The following is a 21275-nucleotide window of genomic DNA, read 5'->3' on the forward strand; positions in this document are numbered from 1 at the left end:
AAAAGCCAAAGAATCCAACGCGGATATCATTGTCTTTGCAGCGGTTCGTTTTATGGCAGAAACCGCGAAGATTCTCAGTCCAGACAAAACGGTGCTCGACCCAAACCCAAATGGGGGTTGTTCCCTTGCCGATGGGATAACCGCTGAAGATGTTATCCGTCTCCGTAAAGAGTTTCCCGGTTACACTTTCGTTTGTTACATAAATACCACTGCTGAAGTTAAAGCCCGGTGCGACGTTTGCGTTACCTCTTCAAATGTGAATTCCATCATTGAACAAATTCCAAATGACAAGATTTTTTTCCTGCCGGACCGGCTCATGGGAGAGAATGTTATTGATCACCTGAAGTCAAAAGGCATTAAGAAAGATATACAACTATGGGATGGTACCTGTTATGTTCATGAGGAATATACACCGGAAAGCATAGATCAGGTGCGGAAGAATTTTGAGGGTGTGGAAATTCTCGTGCACCCTGAATGCGAACCTTCTGTCGTTGATAAAGCCGATTTTGTGGGCAGCACCAGCCAAATGCTTAACCGTGTCCGGGAGTCCGACAGCGATACTTTTTTTCTGGTAACAGAATGCGGATTAACCGGCATTTTACAATCCGAGTTTCCAGACAAAACTTTCTCCGGAAGTTGCACACTTTGCAAATACATGAAATCCAACTCTCTCGAAGATATTTTAAGAGTTCTTGAGAACCCCGACCCTGAAAACACCATCACCCTTGCCCCTGAAGTTCAGGCCAGCGCCCTGAAATGTGTTGAGCGCATGTTTGACTTTTCACAGTGACCTGATGACCCAAAAATTGCTGCAAATCTGGATGAAGCTCAAAAAATGTTGATTTTTTGGTCGCTATACACCTTTAAAATAAACGCTTATGGCTTTTTTCAAGATAGCCGTAAAGAATTTTATGGGACGTGAAAACGTTTATTTTTGACTATTTTTTGTTGGAGGGCGACTCAATGGTAGGAGGCAGTGAAGGACTCGGTTCAACCATTCTCAACAGTTTTACCCAAAAAGCTTACCAACAGGTCCAGAAATCAGATTCCAATCGTTCAGGTGGACTGGATCCCGATGAAATTCAAGACAGTATAGATGTGGCCGGTAACGGTCAAGACCTGGCGGATAATTTTGACTCCATAGATACCGACTCAAGTGGAGAATTATCGGCAACTGAAGTGATTGCGTTTAAGGCCAGGTCAGGAGATGGGTCGAAGGAGTTATTGAATCAGCTGCAGAATATTTTTAATCAATCAGGAATATCCACCAACAGCATCGTTGAGTTTTTGACAGATCAGTCAAACCGTAAAAGTGATTTGAGTTCACTTCTGCAATCCAGTACAGATTTGGATGCCTTGATTGAATCACGAATTCAGGAAATTCTGGTTGATACGGGTGAAGACTCCGAATCACAGCTTTTAGATTCTATTACCGACATCTAGAAAATTCACAATTTTTCTGTTCAGTCAATGAGGGGTATAAGCAAAGGAAGATTTTGGTAGAGAAAAATGTTGCCGGTCAAACCAGCCGGTAGCTGCCATATTTTTCTTTTCTGATGACCATCAAGGTACCTTGAAATTCTTTTTGGGTACTTTTGTTCATGACAGACTCCTGCGGAACATTCCACATACCTGTAGAGGTCATCATAAAGTTTATACTGGGACAAAGATCGTATAACGTAGACTGTTCATTTACCTTCAGGGAGACTTCAAAGTCTGTCGTAGCTCGGGGGCCTACCCGCCTTGTTAAAAGGTGGGCTTTACTGGTGTCGCTGAAATCATCCTCGCAAAAACTTGTAAAATTCTAACCGATCAGGTCAAATACATCATAACCCAGAAAACTGACTGCTTTATTCGCAAACACAATTTTACCTTTAGGGTCGGTCTGGATAATTATATCTGAAGAGGCATCAACCACCTTGCGATATTTTTCCCGGCTCTTTTTGATTTCCTGATAGTTCGCAACGATGATATCCAGGTCTTCCCGGTTTCTGGATGAGATAACTTTTAAAATTTCCCAAATTACTTTAGGGTTTGTCGCAAAATATTCAAAGAAGGTTTCTTTTCTGATTTTCAGAAGTTCTGCATTGGAACGTGCACGGACGCTGGCAGCACGTGGCTTGGATTCCACTAATGCCATTTCACCTATAAAGTCTCCGGCTTCCCGAATCGCTATCTGCTTTTGTTTTTTGTACACTTCCAAACTGCCGGAAAGAATGATGTACATGGTCTCCTGAACGGACTGTTCTGGAAAAAGAACCTCATTTTTTTTCAGGCTTACCTTTTTTCCTGCATCATGAGTGCTTGCTAATTCTGCATCCTGAAAAAACTGGCACACAGGAGCTTTTTTTAAAGCCTCTATATCTTTAAAAGTTTCCATAGTAAACAGCCGGTTTTTAAAGGGAACATGTATCTATGTAAATCTATCTTTAAAACGCTGCAAATACAATGCAATAAATAACATTTGGTGAGTCAGCCATTGTCTGGTTACATAGATTTTCCGCGGGAAGGTATTAGAGAGAAAGTTGGATCCAACGGATTGATTTGATTAAATCCCTTTTTTCAATATATTTCGGATGGATTTTACTTTTTGAAATGCCTGGATATTATTTGAGCTCCGAAATTGTCTGGCGATTCTTATCGGTATATGGATGAAAAAAATTTCCTGGGTTTATGGAAAAAATGGGGATCACAGTTATGCCCCCGGTTGTCTGCCATCCCCATTAATACATTTTTTTAAGAATTATGGGCAGCAGGATGGCAAGCACAACCACTATGCCCAGGAAAGTTTCCCAACTTTGAATCATCCTTTTGGTCCGGTCATGTTTTCAGGCCGCACTTTTTCATCGAACTCCTCAGGTGAGAGGAGGTCTAAAGCAGCTGCAGCCTCTTTCAGGGTGCTGTTCTCTTGATAGGCTTTCTTGGCCACTTTCGCCGCGTTGTCATAACCGATATGCGGGTTGAGTGCTGTAACCAGCATGAGCGATCCGTTGAGATGTTTTTCAATCTGTATTGAATTGGGTTCTATTCCGACAACGCAATGATCATTGAAGGACCGGCACGAATCGGCGAGCAGGCGAATGGACTGGAGCAGATTGTAAATCATAACCGGTTTGAAAACATTGAGTTCAAAATTACCAGATGATCCGCCAACGTTGATGGCCGTATCGTTGCCGATCACCTGAGCCGCGACCATGGTCATGGCTTCGGATTGGGTCGGGTTCACTTTGCCCGGCATGATAGAACTGCCCGGCTCGTTAGCCGGTAATGTGATTTCACCAATGCCACATCTCGGACCAGACCCGAGCCAGCGAATATCGTTGGCGATCTTCATCAATGAACAGGCGATGGTTTTTAAAACTCCGCTGGCTTCTACAATTGCATCGTGGGCCGCAAGAGACTCAAATTTATTTGGGGCGGTGACAAAGGGGCAGCCGGTAATATCTGCAATTTGTTTTGCAACTTTTTCCGCGAAATCCTTGTGTGAATTAAGTCCTGTTCCCACTGCGGTTCCACCCAGCGCAATTTGATACATTCTAGGCATGCAGCCATCAATTCGTTCGAGTGCATATTCCAACTGGGTGGTGTAGCCGCTGAATTCCTGGCCAAGAGTGAGCGGAGTCGCATCCATAAGGTGAGTGCGTCCAATTTTTATGATGTCTTGAAACTCATTGGTTTTATTTCGGAATGACTCGGTCAAGTTGGATATCGCCGGGATGAGTGCATCACGAATACGTTCCACTGCCGCGATATGCATAGCAGTTGGAAAAGTATCATTGGAAGATTGCCCCATATTCACATGGTCGTTGGGATGCACCGGGTTTTTCGAGCCGATGGTGCCCCCTGAGATTTCAATAGCCCGGTTGGCTATGACCTCGTTGGTGTTCATGTTGGACTGGGTTCCGCTACCGGTTTGCCAAACTCTCAAAGGAAAATGCTCATCTAGTTTTCCTTCTATAACTTCATCCGCGGCCTGGCAGATCAGGTCTTTTATGTTTTCAGGCATGAGCCCCAACTCGGCATTGACCATGGCTGAAGCTTTTTTGAGTATGCCCATTCCCCGGATTATTTCACGTGGCATCGTTTCGGTGCCAATATCAAAGTGGATCAATGATCGTGCTGTTTGTGCTCCATAATAACTACTTGCCGGTACATTGATCTCCCCCATGCTGTCGGTTTCTGTCCGGGTGCTCATGATGATCCTCCTCAGGTTTTAAAATAGTCCGCCGCTTCCGGCATATTATTTTCGATAAAGGTTTTAAATTTTTTCAATAATCTTTGTTCGGCCTGACGCACAGCTTCCCGGGTGACTCCTCGCTGGTCTCCAAGCTCCTGCAAAGACAAGGGGCTTTCTGAAAGGATGCGCTGGTCAAGAATCTCTATTTCATTGCTATTCAATTCTGTCTTAAAGTTTTCAATATTCTTGTTCAGGATTTCCTTGAACTGTTCCAGCTCCGCGGCGGATTCAATGGACTTCCCATCTGTGAGCGTTTGTGCCGGTGTCACATTACTTTCTGGATGGGCTGGTGTATCAATGGAAACATCCATCGCACCAATGCTGGCGGAAACATCAATAACCTCTCCCTCATCCACTCCAAAACGCTCGGCCAGAAGTTTGGTAGTGGGGTCGAAACCTTCCCGTTCCAGCTTTTCCTTTTCCTTCTTCAAGTTGAACAAGAGCTTTCGCCGGGCATTGGTTGTGCCCACTCGCACCAGACGCCAGTTATCTAGAATATGTTTCAGGATATAGGACTTGATCCACCAGGTAGCATAGGCCGAAAGACGCACACCACGAAACGGGTCAAAGTTTTTAACCGCCTTCATCAAGCCGACATTGCCTTCCTGGATTAAATCCATCAGGTTCTGCCATTCGCGCTTAAAAGTCATGGCGATTTTAATAACCAGCATCAGGTTGGCAGTGGTCAGCTTGTACGCAGAATCATAATCGCCGGTTTCCTTATAGTGGATGGCCAGCTCCTTTTCCTCTTCTTCCGAGAGGAGAGGATATTTTCGTACTTCCTGAAGATAGGCGGTAAAAGGGTCGGTAGGAACCAGGGAACCTTTGTTGCGAACTACCGGCAACCGGGTCTGATTCTTTTCATCTGTGGTTGATTCGTCGTTCATAGGATTTAAATTGCCTTTTCCTGCTGATTTCTCCCGGGTTGTATTTCTTCCTGCAAAACTTTAAAATGAAGGCATGGCCCGTTTAGCATTATTTGGTATTGCCGTAATCATCGTGATTCTTGTCGCGCGTGCGATTTTTCCCGAAAAGAAATCGCCGTCCGAACAGGAACCAACGGAAATGGTTATGGACCCCAATAACGGTGTATACATCCCGAAAACTGAAGCCATTAAAAAAACCATCAACGGCAAGGAATATTATTTTTCAAGCGAACAAAGCGCTGAAGAATTCATTAAAAAACAAAAAACCTCATAGACAGAACAAAGTCAATCGGGTGCAACTATTATAACAGAGGATTTGCCTCAAACTGTATAAACAGGGGAATTGATAATGCAATTTATTAAACAAAAACTCAATGGGTTATTGGGGCAAATGGGAAGAAGGCTGGTTCTGGTTTTGATGGTTTCAGCAATAATAGGCGCATCTCCAGTTTTTGCGGAGGAACCTTGTGCGCCGGTAGATAAAAAGCGCATTAAAATTGAGGGGTATATTTCAAAATCCTTTCGCAAACAAAGAAAGAAGATCTTTAAGGAATTTGGCGAGATCGGCTCGACCCGTGTTGCTTTAAAAGTGTTCCCGATGGGTGAAACCTCAAAAGTGATTGCGATTGGGAGATGTGTTCCAGCCTATATCGCCCAGCATATCATCAAAAAGGCAATGGACTACAGCACAGGTGTTGAAAGCCTGGTGCAACAGCAATTTGTCCATTCTCACTGGGTGGGTGTTGGGGTCACCATGTTTGATGAGCCTTCCCAGCAGTATGTTTCTGCAGAGCAGTTGAATCAACTTTTGAGGCAGGATATTTCTGATGAGGAATTCCATGTCCTTTACCGTAAATTGTCGGTGCCCAATGACCTCGTTCCTTTTTTTGGCTTGAAATCAAAAAATGTGAAAATCGCAACCCCCACTGGGACTGGGGCCAGCCGGCGAGCCGCCGGGGGCAACTAGCAATAAATTTTTCTTGGTAGAAAAAGGTGCTCTCGGCCGTAAAAGATACGGACAATTGCCCGCGGAGGCCACTCCGCTGAAATAGATATGCACAAACTCTCCGCAATTCTTATCAACACCCTGTTATGTTTTATGATGGTGGTGTCTATCGCCAAGGCAGAAGAAGACTGCCTGTCCTTATCCGATAAACCCGTCAAACTGGAAGCCTGGCTCTCGAAACGTTATGAAAAATATTTAAGAAGCATCCGTAAAGACCTGGGTGGGATGGGAAATACGAGAGTGGGTCTTTTTGTCTACCCGACAGAAAATCCATCAAGGGTGGTTGCTATTGGGCGTTGCGTCCCCGTATATATTGCCCAGCACATTCTCACTAAAGCCGAGGAATACAAATTAGGCACCACGCATCTCGTGAACCAGGGTTTTGTATCTTCTAACTGGGCGGGTATCGGGACATCATTGTTTTCTGAAAACTCGATGAGCGCGATCACCCCTCAACAACTTGCGGCCTTGAAAGATGAAACCCTTGATACAGAATCGTTTCAGGAGATGTATCGGAGCCTGACTCGTCAACCTGAGAAGGTTCCTGCCTTCGGGCTCATGCTAGACAACCCGAAATACATGGTCCCGAACGGGACAGGTAAATAGCAAAAGCGTGTTTGGCGATTCGAATCCTTTGAACGCCCGCAGAAGTAAATCCCAATTGGCACCACGCCAAGTGGCACTTGAGCAGGGCAGGCAGTAGCTCCCTCTTTTTCAAAGAGGGGCGGGGTGATTAACCACAAAGGTTTTGTTGAAATTACCATCGCGAGCGACTGTAAGAAGCGTGGCCGTGATAACTTTTCTTCAGCCTTCGTGCCTCGTAGAGATAGACCCAGACTGGATTGCCAAGTCTGCGAAAGCGTCCTCGCAAAGACGAATCAACAGCACTGCTATTTAGAAGTAACTGCTTCTACAAACCCGCTTCTTCTTTAGAAGTGTCACTGCTGTGGCGGATGATTTCGCCGGTTACCAGATAAATCACATCTTCGGCGATGTTGGTGGCGTGGTCGGCCATGCGCTCGAGGTAGCGCGAAGCAGAAAGAAGCTGGATATAGCTGTTCAGGTTTTTGGTATCTTTTTTAATGGCTTCTTCAACACAGCCATACATTTCCCGGTTCAGTTCATCGACGGCGTCATCATCTTCACAAACCTGTCGGGCCAGTTTTGCATCCCTGTTTACCAAAGAATCCAGCGACCTTTTTAACATGGACCGGACTTTTTCAGCCATAGCCTGCAGGTCGAAAGGAAGCTCCACTTTTGCCTCGGTTGAAAGGTAGACAGCACGTTCGGCAATATTTACCGAAAGGTCTGCGATACGTTCCAGGTCATTATTTATTTTTAAAATTGCGATGATCAAACGCAGGTCGTTCGCGACAGGTTGATGCAACGCGAGAATTTTAAGGCATTCTTCTTCAACAAACACCTCACGCTGGTCAATTTCATAATCTGCTTCAATGACGCTCATGGCCTGTTGGGATTTTCTCTGGGTCAGGGACTGGACAGAAAGCCGGACGCTTTCTTCCACATCCGCTCCAAGAGAAAGTATCAAGCGCTTGAGCTCCTCAATAGCTTTTTCAAGGTGTATGGCGTGCCGAGACATAACTTACCTCTTAACCGAATCGACCGGTTATATAATCCTCTGTTTTTTGAACAGAAGGGTTGGTGAATAATTTTTCTGTCGGGCCAAACTCAATCAACTCACCCAGAAGCAGGAATCCGGTAAAATCCGCCACCCGGGCAGCTTGCTGCATATTATGAGTCACGATCACAATGGTGTATTGTTCTTTTAATCCTACCATCAACTCTTCAATTCGTGCAGTAGCTATCGGGTCAAGAGCTGAGCACGGTTCGTCCATCAGCAGAACTTCCGGTTCAATGGCAATGGCCCTGGCAATACAAAGCCGTTGTTGTTGCCCTCCAGAAAGTGCCAGCGCGCTGGAACCGAGACGGTCTTTGACCTCATCCCACAACGCGACAGACTTCAAACTTTTCTCCACAATTTCATCAAGTTTCTGCTTGTCCTTCATTCCGTGAATCCGTGGTCCATAAGCAACGTTCTCAAAAATCGTCTTCGGGAAAGGATTGAATTTTTGAAAAACCATGCCCACATTTTTTCTCAGTTCACTGACATCCAGGGAAGGATCCATGGTGTTTTGTCCGCCGATCTCAATGTCTCCTTCCATGCGAGTGCCTTCCACCAGATCATTCATGCGGTTCAGGCAACGGAGCAGGGTAGACTTGCCACACCCTGATGGGCCAATGAAAGAGGTGATCATTTTTTCAGGAAGAGTCATGTTGATATTTTTAAGAGCCTGTGACTCGCCATAAAAGAAGTTCACATCCTTGATATTGATCACAAGGTTGCTGCCGACATTTGTATCAGTAGTTGTCATTTGTTTGTTTTCGTGAGATGGCAGAATACCTTCCACTTTGTCAGCAAAATTTTTAATTTTTATTTCAGACATCGTTCATTGTACCCGATTTTAGACCGCAGAGGTGGTTAGTTGTTTTCTAAGGCGGTTTCTCAAGAATATCGCCGCTAAATTTAATAAAATAACCATCAGTATCAGCAATAATGTAGTGGCAAATACCATTGGTCTGGCCGCATCAACATTGGGTGACTGGAATCCGACATCATAAATATGGAACCCCAAGTGCATGAATTTCCTTTCCAGGTGTAGGAAAGGCCAAAGCCCGTCAATGGGTAAAGAAGGAGCCAGTTTTACAACCCCGGTGATCATCAGCGGGGCAACTTCTCCTGCGGCCCGGGCCATGGCGAGAATGAGTCCGGTCAAAATAGAGGGCATTACAGCGGGTAATACAACCCGCCAGGTCGTTTCAAATTTGGTTGCCCCCAGCGCCAGCGATGCTTCCCGGGTGCCTTTGGGTACGGAGGCCAGACCTTCTTCGGTAGAAACAATCACCACCGGTACCGTCAGCAAAGCCATGGTCAGCGAAGCCCATAAAATACCCCCTGTCCCAAAAGTTGGAGTCGGAAGCGACTCTGAAAAAAACAGTTGGTCAATGGAGCCGCCAATCATATAGATAAAAAAACCGACTCCGAATACACCAAACACGATGGAAGGAACACCAGCAAGATTATTAACAGCGATGCGTACGATGCTTACGAGGGTTCCCTGTTTGGCATATTCGCGCAGGTAAAACGCTGCCAGAACCCCCAATGGGGTCGCCAGCAGGCTCATCATCATGACCATAAGAGCGGTTCCATAAATGGCAGGAAAGACGCCTCCCTCTGTGTTGGCTTCCCGGGGGTCGTCCCAGAAAAAGTTATTAACAGAAGTAAGAAAATAGCCAGTTTTATCGATCAAGGAAAATGAATTGGGATTATAAATGTCTAACACCTGCGCCAGCGGAAGTGTTTTTTCGCGGCCTTCAATAGTTTGCAAAACCACTTTTCTGGTTTGAGATGCTCGAAGCTCTCGCAGTTTTTGTTCAAACGTGTTGTACCGGGATTGCAGTTCCGGAAGCTTCTTTTTTAATTCATCGACTGCTGCCCCTTCAGTAATACCTTTTAACTCCAGCTTCCTTTGTTTTAAGCGAACCCGTTCCATCTTGTAATTGACGGCACCAATTTCTTTCTTTTCAATTCTTTCTATTTCTTTATTTTTAGCAATGACGGAGGGTAAAATTTCCTGAATGGTTTTTAGACTGTTTGAGGTCCCCTCGGCAATAGTTTGATCTTGATCTACCACTTCCTTGATATAGCCAAAGAAATAACCCCATTCTCTGCGCTCCACAGCGACCACCATATCAGGAGTCTGGATAGTTTTAATTTTGCTTTCATCAACCCACACAAAGTCGGAACTATAAATATCTCTATTAGCCTTTTTTATTTGGATTCGATAGGGAGTTTCCCGGCTTTCATCAGGTGAACCATAATGGGGAATTTTTTCTCGTCCAACTTGAGTGCCCAATAACCGCGAGCCATCATGGAGATTCAATATTTTGATTTCACCCGGCCAGAATGTTCCCATGGCGTTAACGACAATGGCCAGGACCAGGGCAATGGTCATAATGAGAGACAATGCCAGTCCGGCTCCCGTTATCCAAATGAACAGGTCGCCACGCCTCCAGATTTTTTTACCAATATTAATCATTTATCCTCATAGACCCTGATAGCGTTTGCGTAAACGCAGGCGAACCATTTCGGCAATGGTATTGACTAAAAATGTCATGACAAATAATAAAAATGCTGCCAGGAACAAAATGCGGAACAGGGTGCCTCCTTCAGGAGCTTCCGGCAGTTCCACCGCGATATTTGCTGACAATGCTCGAAATCCGTTGAATATGCTCCACTCCATAACCGGTGTGTTTCCCGTTGCCATCAAAACAATCATGGTTTCTCCGATGGCACGACCGAACCCGATCATGATTGCAGAAAAGATTCCCGGACTTGCTGTTGGAAGAATCACGCTCATTGCTGTTTGCCAGGGGGTTGCCCCCAGTGCCAACGAAGAGGCCTTGAGATGTGTGGGAACATTTGACAGGGAATCTTCAGCTATCGTGAATATGATGGGGATCACAGCAAACCCCATAGCCAAACCTACAACCAGGGCATTTCTCTGGTCGTAGGTCACACTGAGCGCTTCTTTCAGCCATACTCGATGATCTCCCATTAATAAGGAAGATTCGATCAGTGTTCCCGCAAATACAGAGATGGCTCCACCAATAAAAGTGATAGCAATCAACAAATAAATTTCTCTGCCGTCTTTAGCCAGAAACTGCAAACCTGGAAATAATTCATAAGCCAGCAAAGCCAAAACGATCAGCGCAGTGATAACCAGGGGCATTATTGCTAATCCCGGCAGGAAAGTCTCGACTTTGGGCGCTATCACAAGCGCGGCAAAAAAACCAAGAACGACACTGGGGAGGGCTGCCATAATTTCTATGGTTGGCTTAATGATCAGCTTTAAATCCGGTTTCATGAACTGTGACACATAAAAAGCCGCGAACAGTGCCAGAGGCACCGCGAAGAACATGGCGTACATGGTTCCCTTGAGGGTTCCATATATTAACGGTGTCAAACTGAACTTGGATTCGAACTCATCGCTTCCACCGGTTGATTGCCAAACATAATCGGGGTCTTCATAGCCCTCGTACCAGATTTGACCGAACAATCCTGCCAGGGAAATCTGGGGATAAGGATTGTCCATTTTCCACTGGTACAATTTCCCGGAATTGTCAGTGGCCAGGATGCCATCAAACTTTGGCGCGATGACTGCTACATTGAAACTTGTATTTTCAGGAGCGGGTATCTGAATCTGAGTATCCCCGGTTGTTGCGTAATGCAGACGAATGATTTCGTTTGAACTTGTCAGGAAACCTTTGTTTCGCAGGGAATAACTAAAAGACTGAACCGGGTTATCATGAGGAGGAAAACTATATATTTTCTTAAGACTGAATTTCCCGGATTCAGATTTTTGTAATTGATAGGTAGCGACATTTTTTTCAGAATCTGTCACGACCAAACTGTATCCACCAAGTACAAAGTCCAGGCTTTTAACAGCTATACCGGGTTTACTGGTTGCTCCGATAAGCTGTTCTTGAGGGTCGTCCAGAGAAACCCTGAATATTTGTCCGAAAGAAGTTCCCAGGAGCAGGCTGTTATAAGCCTCATCGAAAACCATAGCGGTGATTTTGCCCTCAACCGGCACAGTAATTGTTTCCCGGTCAACAGTTCTGCGTGTGGTTCCCATCATCGTCTTACGCATTCTCACCTGCATCAGGAATACTTTGCCCGGTCCGGATTGTGCGGCGACTTTGTAACCTTGTTCATTCTTGATATGGGTCAGCAACGTGACAGGTGAACCGTCTGAACGTACTTCAACAGGAGATCCGGGTTTAAGTATGGGCTTGATAGTACGTTTGCTTTCAGAATCGTAAACCGATTTGAACACGATATTGACTGGATAAACTCTTCCGTCAGAAAGTCCAAGAACAGGAAAATTGTCCAGAGAGGGAGATACACTCGTTACCTGAGCTGAGTTCCATTCAGGCAGTTCAGGTTTTGATTCAAATTTTTTATCCGCTAATGAATAAAACCGAATGCCGTCTGATTCAACGGTGTAAGCTTTATCTTGATAAGGATCCAGCCCAAATGATAAAGGAGCGTTTTCCGTTTTGAATTCCGCTACAAGTTGTGTAGAGGGTTCTTTAAAAAGCGGGTAGATTTCTGCGATGATTACAAAGAGGATAGCGAGGATGGATGCGATGATGATCCAGCCTCCTCCAGTAACAACATATTGAGCGATAACATCCGCAAATTTGCGTTGCAGCAGGCTTTTTCCAAAAAAAGCCCGACCAGAACCTGTAGGGGTCTGGCCGGGCTCAATGGTTTGAGTATCTTTATTCATTCAATCAATTGGTCATGACCGCTGCAATTTTCTGAAGATCTTCATCGGTCACAGCTTTAGCAATTGGAAAGTATCCACCCTTGACAACTACTTGCTGACCTTCTTTGGAGAGAATCATTTTAATGAATTCCCGGGTCAAAGGATCGATAGGTTTGCCAGGTGCTTTGTTCACATAAATATAGAGGAATCTGGCTAATGGATAATCTCCATTCATGGCATTTTCCGCTGTAGGTTCTACAAACCTTGTTCCAGATTCAGCCAGAGGTAGGGCACGAACACTGGCGGTTTTATAGCCGATGCCACTGTATCCGGCAGAAAACGGATCAACACTGACGCTTTGAACTACTGAAGCAGAACCCGGTTGCTCTTTCACCTGGTCTTTGTAGTCCCCTTTTTTCATAACCAGCTTTTTGAAAAACCCGTAGGTGCCGGAAGCGGAATTACGGCCATAGGCACTGATGGGTCTGTTTGACCAGTTACCCGATACATCTAGATCACCCCAGGTTTTAACCTCTTTATGGCCTCGGCGGCGGCTTTTTGAGAACAAGGCATCAACCTGTTTCATATTCAAACCTTTAACAGGGTTATCTTTATTAACGAATACCGCGAGTGCGTCGACCGCTACACGAATCGGGGTGGCTTTGTAGCCGAACTTAGCTTCGAATGCATCGAGTTCCTTTTTTTTCATTGCCCGTGACATGGGTCCCAGTTGTGCGGTGGCAGATATCAAAGCTGGCGGTGCGGTTGAAGAACCTTTTCCTTCAACCTGTATATTTATGTTCGGGTAGAACTGTTTGAACTTTTCACTCCATAAGGTCATCAGGTTATTCAGAGTATCGGAGCCGACACTGGAAAGGTTTCCGCTCACTCCACCCTGTTTGCTATAGTTTTTGAGTTTAGAATCTACTTCAATATTCCCGGCAAAAGCAGATCCAGTCCATAACAAAACCAGTAAAATAATTGCTGATTTTTTTATCATGATGAGCTCCTTGAAATGATTGCTGTTTGTTGTTCCATTTCCAGCCAATCTATTCGTCCTCCATTAGAAAATTAACTGCTCAGTGTTAGGTTTCTGTGAGGAAAATCTCTAATATTGGGCTGGATACAAATAAAAAACCGTTGACCCGGCTTGGGGATCCGGAGCAACTGTGTCAGGGAATTCAATCCCTGGAGGAGATTAAATTTAAAATCAACAGGTTACTGGAATCCAAGTCCTGGAAGAGCTGTTTATCTCTGTCTCAGGTGCTTTGTAAGACCGGGTGATTCTGTAGATGCCAAGTTCGAATATTTCACAAATTATTTTTATGCATCCGAACCTGCTTTTTTCTCATATAAAGATAAAAGCTCATTATTGGGAAAATATTAGCAAACAGTTAGAAATGAATTTAACGTCAGAGGTGTTAAATCAAGAAATGGAGGTCTTCAATTTATAGGAAGGTGAATTGAGAATCGGCTTCCTTTTCCAAGCGTGCTGTCTACCGATACTGAACCGCCGTGGGCCTGGGCGATGTGCTTGACAATGGCAAGACCCAGACCAGTGCCGCCAAGTTGTCTGCTTCTTGCCTGGTCTACCCGGTAAAACCTTTCGAACAACCTGGGAAGATGTGAAGAGTCGATGCCGCAACCGAAGTCCTGAACTCCTATCACAACCTCTGTTTCGGTTTCCCGGGCTTCTACTTCGATTTGCCCTCCCGGTTCGCTATATTTTAGAGCATTGTCTACAAGGTTGAGGACGGCCTGACTCAACAAGGGGGGATTCGAGAACACTTCCAATTCTTTATCACAATTCATATTGATAGTTGTTTTTCTATCAACGGCTTTCAACTCAAGATCGCGTATGACGGATTCCAGAATTTTGTGGACGGATGTTCTTCCCATTTGTATTTCTGGTTTTCCCGAATCCTGTTCCAGCCTGGAAAGGCTTAACAGGTCCTCAATGATGGAATTCAACCTTTCAACTTGTTTAGCCATGATGTTCAGAAAATGTTCCGCTTTTTCCTTATTTTCCATGGCACCTTGTTGAAGAGTTTCCAGAAAACCTTTGATTAAGGTAATGGGGGTTTTCAGTTCATGAGAAACATTGGCGACAAAGTCCCTGCGCACGGTTTCCAGACGTCGAATGCTTGTTACATCATTTAAAACAATGACGGCCCCAATAGAATTACCCTGCACGTCCCTTAAGGCGGCACCGTGGGCCTGGAGAAAAATCTCGTTTTGACTTCCTATGGTCAGGTCTGTTTCAACCGTTTCCATTCCGCCAAGAGTTTTTTCAACAAAGTTGCGCAGGTGAGGGTTTCTGACTATATGCTCAATAGGCCGACCTTCAGACTTGTCCGCCTCTATATCCAGTAATTTTGCTGCCGCTTTGTTCAAGCGAATCACTCTTTCAGAGGCATCAACCGCCAGGACACCTTCAATCATGCTGGAAAGAACAGCTTCACTTTCATTACGTTGATTGGTGATGGTACTAATCCGTTCTTCCAATTGTGATGCCATTTGGTTCAATGTATCGGACAAGGCTGAAATTTCAACAGAATCGCTGGTGACCGACAACTTATCCTTCCATTCTCCTTTGGCAATTGTTTGAGCGGAGTGTTTCATCTGTTCGAGAGGTCTGCTTATTCTTCTTGAAACTATCAAGCTGATTCCTGCAGCCAGCAAGGCTACCATCAATCCCACACCGCCGATTTTTAATTCAATGGTTTGTATTGCACGGTCAATAAAAGTTGTCGGAATGGATGTCCGGACAACACCGGTTATTTTTTTCTCTCGAGTAATGGGTACCGCAATGAACATCATTTCTTCTTCCAGGATATTGCTGAACCTGAGAGCCATACCAATCTGGCCCTTGATCGCGGTCATAAACTCCGGTCGATCAGAGTGATTGTCCATGCGGGAGGGGTCTTCATGCGAATCCCCTAAAATTTTTCCGGACAGATCGATAATTGTTATGCGGGTATTCGTTTTTGTTCCCAACTCACTGCTCAGCGTATTCAAAAATTCAGAGTCAAAGGGTGAGGCTTCTCTAACAACCTGGCGTTCAACCAGCCAGGCGCTGGTCTTTAAGTCTTCAGCTGTTTGTTCGTAGTAAAATTCCCTTAATGAACTAGAAGTGTAAATGCCAACAGCAAGGAGGGCTGTAAAGATAATTAAAAGATAGGAAGGAAAAAGTTGCCAGAGAATACGTTTTTTAGCCATTTATTTAACTAAGCAGATTCTGTTTAACATACAGCAAAAACAGCGGTGTGAATCCAGATAAAATGAGTTTCATTTATTAACCTTCTGAAAAGCGGTAACCTACTCCGCGTACTGTTTCGATGAACTTTGAAGCTGGGCCCAGTTTTTTACGCAGGCCAACGATTTGGAAATCTATTGCCCTGTCAGTGATGGCGTAACCGTCTCCTCGTACTGCATCAACAATTTGTCCTCGGGTAAACACCCATCCTGGACGACGTGAAAGAAATTCCAGAATCATAAACTCAGTATAAGTCAATTTTACAGGTTCTTCATTAACTCTTATCTCATGTTTTCCCAAATGAATTTGCAGACCTTCAAACTCGAGGGTTTCAGGTTCGTTAGATGAGGTTTCCTGATGACGTCTAAGCACGGCACGCACCCTGCTCATAAGGACCTGAAGGCTGAATGGTTTGGTTACATAATCGGCTGCACCCATTTCAAGCCCAACTACGATATCTGATTCTTCTCCCTTTGCCGTCAACATTATTATTGGAATATGACTTGTCTTGGAATCACTCTTTATTTGGCGGCAAACTTCGAGTCCGCTCATTTCGGGCAGCATCAGGTCCAGAAGCATCAAATCCGGAAAACTTTTTTTAGCTTCTTGCAGCCCTGCTTCACCAGTACCCTTGCAAGTAACCCGGTAACCTTCTTTATTTAAGTTGTACTTAAGCAATTCTTGAATGTCTTCTTCATCTTCTACAACCAGGATCTGTTTTTGTGCCATGGATGATACCTGTTAGATCAATATTAGTGTTTATAGAGAAAGTATAGCCTCAGTTTGATCCTGGTTGGTTAGATTTTGGTTAGTATGTGGGGACCTCGCAGCATGAAGTAAAGAGCGAGTGAACCTGGTGGCAGAGTCCGTCAGTGTTTAAAGATAATTAGACAGGCAATCAGTTGTTGTCTCGACGGACGAGGCGCACACCGTGGGAAATGGTTTTGTCTTCTTTATCGTACCAGTAGGCACAACCATTGACGTAGAACACGATCTGCGCTTCCTTTCCACGGGTTGATGAAGTCCAGGTACAGTTGTTCGCCCCCAGGGGGAACACAGAGTCCAGATGAATGTCGCCACCTTTGAAATCCTTGTTCAGTTTTTCTTTTTCGAATATGGATGAAGCTTCGTGGACAGTCGGAAGACGCCAGTCATCATATCCTCCCAATTTGTTATCATTCATCTTTTTTATATATTCTTCTGTCTCAGCATAAGAAACCTCTTTGTCGAGATCTAACCGGGAATCGTTTGACATCCAGGTCACGCTGGTTAGGGAATCGTAAATAGTGCCATCATCTCTTTTTAAAAACCTTGATTTTTCGTTACCCATTTTTTCCTCTCGTAAAAACCGAGTAGCATTCCGCACTGGCTATTTTAATATCCTGAATTCGCAATTATAGTATTATTTTAACCTATGCTTCTGCATTTTCAAATTACCTTAAGTAATATTCTGATTTTACTTAAAAAATATGAATCGTATGAGGGTAAATTGGCAGGCGGTTACTGGAATCAGCTTTCCTGATAATAGTGGTTTGTGCGGCGGTCTTTGAAAATATGGTTCTGTTGGTTCAGACATTTATCGCGGGCCATACTAAGGTCCAACTGGACCACATGCACCTCTTCATCTTTCATTGAGGCCCGGTAAAGAATATTGCCATTTGGGTCAATAACCTGACTTTGCCCCATGAAGTTCAACGGTTCATTATTGCCCAAACGATTTTCCATTCCGACTCGGTCGGCAGTTACAGCAAAAATGCGATTTTCCAGACAACGGGTGATCATTGCTTGCGGACAATGGGTCAGGACCAGGTTAGAAGGGTGTGCTATCAGGTCCGCTCCCATCAGGGCTAGAGTTCTGGCGGTTTCAGGAAAACGCCAGTCGAAACAAATCATAACTCCCGCTTTTGCTCCCCCAATATCAAAGACCTGAAGTGGCAGGTCACCTGGCAGGAAGCAGGCTTTTTCTGTGTCAAAAAGATGTAGCTTGCGGTATTTCCCAATATAACCATCAGGGCCGGTGACAACCGCTGAGTTATAAACTTTATCCCCATCAATTTCTGCGAGACCTGCGACAATAAAGGTGTTTGTATTTTTTGAAATGGAGGTAAGCATGCTGGTCGTGACACCGCCAGGTACAAGTTCTGCGAGGCTGCGGCTTTCATCCATGTCTTTGAACTGATATCCGGTTGCAAACAGTTCAGGCAGAACAAACAAGTCTGCATCATGACCCGCAAGAAGACTTTCTACCCGGCCCAGGTTCTTCTGGACTTCTGCAAAAACAGGATTGTTTTGAACAAACCCTACTCTAAATAAGTCCTTATTTTTCATATATTTACAGTCGCTATTTTCAACTGTGACAAATGTGTGGCTCTGTTTGTCTCGTAAGCTGCTGTTTTTAATTGGTTTATTTTCATTCTTTTTTCTCGGTTATATACCCTCAAAAACATCACTATTTTTACATCTTTTATACATCAAAATATACCAGAGATTTTTTTGATTTAAATGATTAGAAATCCTTAAAACCCTCATCAGCATATACCCTCTCCCTAAATTTTAACCATGCCAAATTTATATTTACTGTCTTATTTTGAGAAAAATAACTTTTAAAGGGATCAGCGTCGCATTTAATGTAAGGTTGTGTTAAGATTATGAAAGTATTAGTTTTATTTTTATTGAATGCGATGTAATTTGGTTGGGGGAATTTTCTGTTAAAGTAGTTTATTTACTTGTAAATTAGTAGAAGAATTATTTACTCAAATGTTAAAATATATCATGACTTTTTTAACACAAATAATCTTTCTCGCCTTTATTTCCTTCCTTTCATTATCAGGTTGTTCTAAATACTCCGATGAAGTACAGGCAAATTTAACCAAACTAAAAAATACTAAGTCTTGTCCAGGTTGTGATTTGACAGGGATTGAATTGATTAGTTTTGATCTTAAAGGAGCGGATTTGAGTGGTGCCAATCTAACGAATGCGAATCTTAGAAGATCAGATCTTACAGGAGCAAACCTGACGGATACAAACCTGACTGATGTAAATTTGTTGGGTGTAAATCTTACGGATGCGAAATTAATAAATACAAATCTATCTGGGGTTAAACTTAGTTATTCGAATATAAGTGGGGCGGATATATCTGGTGCGATATTAAAAGATGCGCATTTAAATAGTTCAAATTTAGTGAATTCCAGGATAAAGAATTCAGATATGACCGGTGCCAATCTCTATAATGCTGACCTTACTGATACACAAGTTTCTGACAAAACCCTTAAAGATACAGTTTTGTGTAAAACGATCATGCCATCTGGTCGACGAGATGATTCTGGATGCAAACGTTAATTTTTACAACTAGAGTTGTTTATCGTTCCATCAGGCATGGTGGTATTGCAGAGAATCACACCATCAAGACTCACTCCTCCTAAGTTTGCCCCTGTAAGATCTGCTCCAGTGAAATTTGTTCTAGGCATATCAGAACTGGTTTCACTTTCAGGTTTTGCGGTGGCACTTTTGCCTTCAAGCCCATACCAAATAAACGTAGCAGCAATCATAATAGCTATTAGAACTAATTTTTGCATACTAGCCCTCGCCAGGAATGTTCATGATAAGTAAAAGGGTAAATTTCAGAGTATCTGAAACAACCAAACCGGTTAAAAAATGTGTCTGGTAAATATCTTAGGAGTGCCAATAATTTCGGATAACTTATATCATGAATAAATAAAAACTCACAAACATTTTATAGGAATATTCTGATAAACCTTCAAATTCTTTCCTGGTTAATTTTATATGGGTTTGTGTTTTCAGAGTCTTAGTAAGTCTTTAGTCCTTTTTCATACCACCTGCGCAAATTGTTAAAAATACTCTAAAATTAAATGGAAAATCATTAGTTGATACTTCATAATGCCCCTGTATTTTTGTGCTTTGTTTGTCCTGCAACCCCTCTAAATTTGCATAGTTCATCCAACAGGGCATCAGAAAGAATATAAAAACACACACGGAGTTATACAACAGGGTATTTTTCTACCAAGTAAAAGCGGTTAAATCTTTGTAAACAAAGGATGCCGGGGTGGCGGAATTGGTAGACGCAAGGGACTTAAAATCCCTCGAGGGAAACCTCGTGCCGGTTCGATTCCGGCCCTCGGCACTCCCTACGGGAGACGAAAGGTAGTTGGATTTTCTGTAGTCTCCGCCCAATAGAATAAAATACCTGCCATGATCATTGATGAGATACCGATAGGCAAAGAACCTCCCTGGGACATTAACGTCATCATCGAGGTTCCTTTTGGCCGTGAAGCGGTCAAATATGAAATGGATAAGAAATCCGGCGCGTTGTATGTTGACCGTGTTATGCATACATCCATGCGTTATCCCTGCAATTACGGGTTTGTGCCTCACACTCTTTCTGAAGATGGTGACCCGATAGATATTCTTGTTGCCTCCCCGGTCGAGTTTTTATCGGGTTCGATCGTTCGTTGCCGACCTGTGGGGGTGTTAAAAATGGAAGATGAAAAGGGAGAGGATGAAAAGATTCTTGCTGTTCCGGTTGATGAACTGAATCCCTATTATGCGAAAGTGAATCAATATACAGATCTGCCTAAAATCCTGCTTGAACAGATTTCTCATTTCTTTGCGCATTATAAAGACCTTGAATCCGGGAAATGGGTTGAGGTAAAAGGTTGGGAAGGTGCGGAACATGCGGCAAAGCTCATCAACAATGCCATTGCAAGAGCATCTTCATAAAAGCTCGCAGCATGCTGTACGTTTATATGGTCGACAGAGTTTCCTGAGGACAGAGAAAAACAGGCAAATTGCCAGCGGAGTTTTTCTGGTTTACAATTCCTTCTTATCTGAGTTGATCTTTTTGTGAGCTACCCGTAATCCCGTGAATTTTAAACAGCTTCTCAGCGTTATCGCAGTCGGGCTCACAATTTTTGCCTATCTGCCTTATATACGCGCTATCCAACAAGGTAAAATCAAGCCGCATGTATTCTCCTGGGTCATATGGGGGGTTTCTACCTGCATCGTTTTTTTGGCTCAATTGTCTGATCGGGGAGGGGTGGGTGCCTGGGTCATCGGATTTTCAGGGTCCATTACCATTTATGTTGCTAGTTTAGCCTATATTAAAAAGTCAGACATCACCATAACCCGAACAGACTGGATATTCTTTGTCCTGGCAATGGTGTCTTTGCCTTTATGGTATTTGACATCGGATCCTCTATGGGCTGTAGTGATGCTTACAACGGTTGATGTGTTAGGGTTTGGTCCCACTTTCAGGAAAGCCTATATACAACCTCGCGAAGAACAGTTGATGTTTTTTGTGGTGATGGTGTTCCGTAACTCGATGGTTATTTCAGCCCTTGAGAACTATTCGTTGACGACCGTGTTGTTCCCCGCAACGATAGCGACAGTGTGTTTGATCTTTTCGGTAATGGTGGTTTATAGACGACGAAAACTTGCTTAATACTGGTTTGCCGTAACGGTTTCAGAATTTCGAGACTAT

Annotated in this window: 21 protein-coding genes and 1 tRNA gene; 9 read left to right on the plus strand and 13 right to left on the minus strand. The window is 43.8% G+C overall.

What is annotated here, in order from left to right; all coding sequences use genetic code 11:
- The coding region (locus F3741_04120) for a quinolinate synthase NadA (GenBank protein ID MZG29988.1) at positions 1–790 on the plus strand (790 nt) is incomplete at its 5' end.
- A 128-nt stretch (positions 791–918) separates the two neighbouring features.
- A complete protein-coding gene (locus tag F3741_04125) occupies positions 919–1443 on the plus strand; it encodes a hypothetical protein (protein ID MZG29989.1) in 525 nt (174 codons plus the stop codon).
- 361 nt (positions 1444–1804) lie between these two features.
- Here F3741_04125 and F3741_04130 read toward each other — a convergent pair whose 3' ends face one another.
- The 3 genes from F3741_04130 to F3741_04140 form a co-directional block, all read right to left on the minus strand.
- The gene (locus F3741_04130; protein MZG29990.1) at positions 1805–2380 is read right to left on the minus strand and encodes a cyclic nucleotide-binding domain-containing protein; all 576 of its coding nucleotides are present in this window, start codon (positions 2378–2380) and stop codon (positions 1805–1807) included.
- A gap of 423 nt (positions 2381–2803) precedes the next feature.
- A complete protein-coding gene (gene fumC / locus F3741_04135; GenBank protein MZG29991.1) occupies positions 2804–4195 on the minus strand; it encodes a class II fumarate hydratase in 1392 nt (463 codons plus the stop codon).
- An 11-nt stretch (positions 4196–4206) separates the two neighbouring features.
- A complete protein-coding gene (locus F3741_04140) occupies positions 4207–5124 on the minus strand; it encodes a sigma-70 family RNA polymerase sigma factor (protein MZG29992.1) in 918 nt (305 codons plus the stop codon).
- A 178-nt stretch (positions 5125–5302) separates the two neighbouring features.
- Here F3741_04140 and F3741_04145 point away from each other — a divergent pair, with 178 nt between their 5' ends.
- The 3 genes from F3741_04145 to F3741_04155 all read left to right on the plus strand — a co-directional run bounded on the left by F3741_04145 (position 5303) and on the right by F3741_04155 (position 6775).
- Positions 5303–5437 (plus strand): YHS domain-containing protein, encoded by a 135-nt coding sequence (locus tag F3741_04145; protein MZG29993.1) that lies wholly within the window; start codon positions 5303–5305, stop codon positions 5435–5437.
- Positions 5438–5554: 117 nt separating this feature from the next.
- Positions 5555–6130, plus strand: coding sequence for a hypothetical protein (locus tag F3741_04150; protein ID MZG29994.1), 576 nt, complete (start codon positions 5555–5557; stop codon positions 6128–6130).
- Positions 6131–6217: 87 nt separating this feature from the next.
- Positions 6218–6775: a hypothetical protein gene (locus F3741_04155; GenBank protein MZG29995.1), complete on the plus strand. Its 558-nt coding sequence runs from the start codon at positions 6218–6220 to the stop codon at positions 6773–6775.
- Positions 6776–7079: 304 nt separating this feature from the next.
- On the opposite strand, the gene phoU is transcribed toward F3741_04155, so the two are convergent.
- From phoU to F3741_04200, 9 genes are all read right to left on the minus strand, one after another.
- On the minus strand, positions 7080–7769 hold the full coding sequence (gene phoU, locus F3741_04160) for a phosphate signaling complex protein PhoU (protein MZG29996.1): 690 nt from the start codon (positions 7767–7769) through the stop codon (positions 7080–7082).
- A 10-nt stretch (positions 7770–7779) separates the two neighbouring features.
- Entirely contained in the window at positions 7780–8562 is a 783-nt protein-coding gene (locus tag F3741_04165; protein MZG29997.1) for a phosphate ABC transporter ATP-binding protein, read from the minus strand.
- Positions 8563–8652: 90 nt separating this feature from the next.
- A complete protein-coding gene (gene pstA / locus F3741_04170; protein ID MZG29998.1) occupies positions 8653–10287 on the minus strand; it encodes a phosphate ABC transporter permease PstA in 1635 nt (544 codons plus the stop codon).
- A 6-nt stretch (positions 10288–10293) separates the two neighbouring features.
- Positions 10294–12543: an ABC transporter permease subunit gene (locus tag F3741_04175; GenBank protein MZG29999.1), complete on the minus strand. Its 2250-nt coding sequence runs from the start codon at positions 12541–12543 to the stop codon at positions 10294–10296.
- A gap of 4 nt (positions 12544–12547) precedes the next feature.
- Complete coding sequence (gene pstS, locus F3741_04180; GenBank protein MZG30000.1) at positions 12548–13522, minus strand: phosphate ABC transporter substrate-binding protein PstS family protein; 975 nt, start codon at positions 13520–13522, stop codon at positions 12548–12550.
- A 443-nt stretch (positions 13523–13965) separates the two neighbouring features.
- Entirely contained in the window at positions 13966–15741 is a 1776-nt protein-coding gene (locus F3741_04185; protein MZG30001.1) for a HAMP domain-containing protein, read from the minus strand.
- A 76-nt stretch (positions 15742–15817) separates the two neighbouring features.
- Entirely contained in the window at positions 15818–16507 is a 690-nt protein-coding gene (locus tag F3741_04190; protein MZG30002.1) for a response regulator transcription factor, read from the minus strand.
- 169 nt (positions 16508–16676) lie between these two features.
- Complete coding sequence (locus tag F3741_04195; GenBank protein MZG30003.1) at positions 16677–17108, minus strand: DUF1566 domain-containing protein; 432 nt, start codon at positions 17106–17108, stop codon at positions 16677–16679.
- 179 nt (positions 17109–17287) lie between these two features.
- Positions 17288–18106 (minus strand): acyltransferase, encoded by an 819-nt coding sequence (locus F3741_04200; protein MZG30004.1) that lies wholly within the window; start codon positions 18104–18106, stop codon positions 17288–17290.
- 429 nt (positions 18107–18535) lie between these two features.
- On the opposite strand from F3741_04200, the gene F3741_04205 reads away from it, so the two are divergent.
- Positions 18536–19117 carry a pentapeptide repeat-containing protein gene (locus F3741_04205; protein MZG30005.1) on the plus strand — a complete coding sequence of 194 codons (582 nt, stop codon included), beginning with the start codon at positions 18536–18538 and terminating at the stop codon, positions 19115–19117.
- On the opposite strand, the gene F3741_04210 is transcribed toward F3741_04205, so the two are convergent.
- Complete coding sequence (locus tag F3741_04210) at positions 19114–19353, minus strand: pentapeptide repeat-containing protein (GenBank protein ID MZG30006.1); 240 nt, start codon at positions 19351–19353, stop codon at positions 19114–19116. The genes F3741_04205 and F3741_04210 overlap by 4 nt on opposite strands.
- A 482-nt stretch (positions 19354–19835) precedes the next feature.
- On the opposite strand from F3741_04210, the gene F3741_04215 reads away from it, so the two are divergent.
- The 3 genes from F3741_04215 to F3741_04225 all read left to right on the plus strand — a co-directional run bounded on the left by F3741_04215 (position 19836) and on the right by F3741_04225 (position 21236).
- Positions 19836–19919, plus strand: a tRNA-Leu gene (locus F3741_04215).
- Between the two features lie 68 nt (positions 19920–19987).
- Positions 19988–20515: an inorganic diphosphatase gene (locus F3741_04220; protein MZG30007.1), complete on the plus strand. Its 528-nt coding sequence runs from the start codon at positions 19988–19990 to the stop codon at positions 20513–20515.
- Between the two features lie 142 nt (positions 20516–20657).
- Positions 20658–21236, plus strand: coding sequence for a hypothetical protein (locus F3741_04225; GenBank protein MZG30008.1), 579 nt, complete (start codon positions 20658–20660; stop codon positions 21234–21236).
- Positions 21237–21275 lie beyond the last annotated feature (39 nt).

The organism is Nitrospinota bacterium (assembly GCA_009873635.1).
In the GTDB taxonomy this organism is placed as follows: Bacteria; Nitrospinota; Nitrospinia; order Nitrospinales; family VA-1; genus LS-NOB.

What these genes read in the sequence shown, in the direction of transcription:
- pstS (MZG30000.1), bottom strand. Translation starts at nt 13,522, where the DNA reads ATGATAAAAAAATCAGCAATTATTTTACTGGTTTTGTTATGGACTGGA.
- F3741_04155 (MZG29995.1), top strand. Translation starts at nt 6,218, where the DNA reads ATGCACAAACTCTCCGCAATTCTTATCAACACCCTGTTATGTTTTATG.
- F3741_04205 (MZG30005.1), top strand. Translation starts at nt 18,536, where the DNA reads ATGTTAAAATATATCATGACTTTTTTAACACAAATAATCTTTCTCGCC.
- F3741_04210 (MZG30006.1), bottom strand. Translation starts at nt 19,353, where the DNA reads ATGCAAAAATTAGTTCTAATAGCTATTATGATTGCTGCTACGTTTATT.
- fumC (MZG29991.1), bottom strand. Translation starts at nt 4,195, where the DNA reads ATGAGCACCCGGACAGAAACCGACAGCATGGGGGAGATCAATGTACCG.
- F3741_04195 (MZG30003.1), bottom strand. Translation starts at nt 17,108, where the DNA reads ATGGGTAACGAAAAATCAAGGTTTTTAAAAAGAGATGATGGCACTATT.
- F3741_04165 (MZG29997.1), bottom strand. Translation starts at nt 8,562, where the DNA reads ATGACAACTACTGATACAAATGTCGGCAGCAACCTTGTGATCAATATC.
- F3741_04190 (MZG30002.1), bottom strand. Translation starts at nt 16,507, where the DNA reads ATGGCACAAAAACAGATCCTGGTTGTAGAAGATGAAGAAGACATTCAA.
- pstA (MZG29998.1), bottom strand. Translation starts at nt 10,287, where the DNA reads ATGATTAATATTGGTAAAAAAATCTGGAGGCGTGGCGACCTGTTCATT.
- F3741_04220 (MZG30007.1), top strand. Translation starts at nt 19,988, where the DNA reads ATGATCATTGATGAGATACCGATAGGCAAAGAACCTCCCTGGGACATT.
- F3741_04145 (MZG29993.1), top strand. Translation starts at nt 5,303, where the DNA reads ATGGTTATGGACCCCAATAACGGTGTATACATCCCGAAAACTGAAGCC.
- F3741_04140 (MZG29992.1), bottom strand. Translation starts at nt 5,124, where the DNA reads ATGAACGACGAATCAACCACAGATGAAAAGAATCAGACCCGGTTGCCG.
- F3741_04150 (MZG29994.1), top strand. Translation starts at nt 5,555, where the DNA reads ATGGGAAGAAGGCTGGTTCTGGTTTTGATGGTTTCAGCAATAATAGGC.
- phoU (MZG29996.1), bottom strand. Translation starts at nt 7,769, where the DNA reads ATGTCTCGGCACGCCATACACCTTGAAAAAGCTATTGAGGAGCTCAAG.
- F3741_04130 (MZG29990.1), bottom strand. Translation starts at nt 2,380, where the DNA reads ATGGAAACTTTTAAAGATATAGAGGCTTTAAAAAAAGCTCCTGTGTGC.
- F3741_04200 (MZG30004.1), bottom strand. Translation starts at nt 18,106, where the DNA reads ATGAAAAATAAGGACTTATTTAGAGTAGGGTTTGTTCAAAACAATCCT.
- F3741_04175 (MZG29999.1), bottom strand. Translation starts at nt 12,543, where the DNA reads ATGAATAAAGATACTCAAACCATTGAGCCCGGCCAGACCCCTACAGGT.
- F3741_04185 (MZG30001.1), bottom strand. Translation starts at nt 15,741, where the DNA reads ATGGCTAAAAAACGTATTCTCTGGCAACTTTTTCCTTCCTATCTTTTA.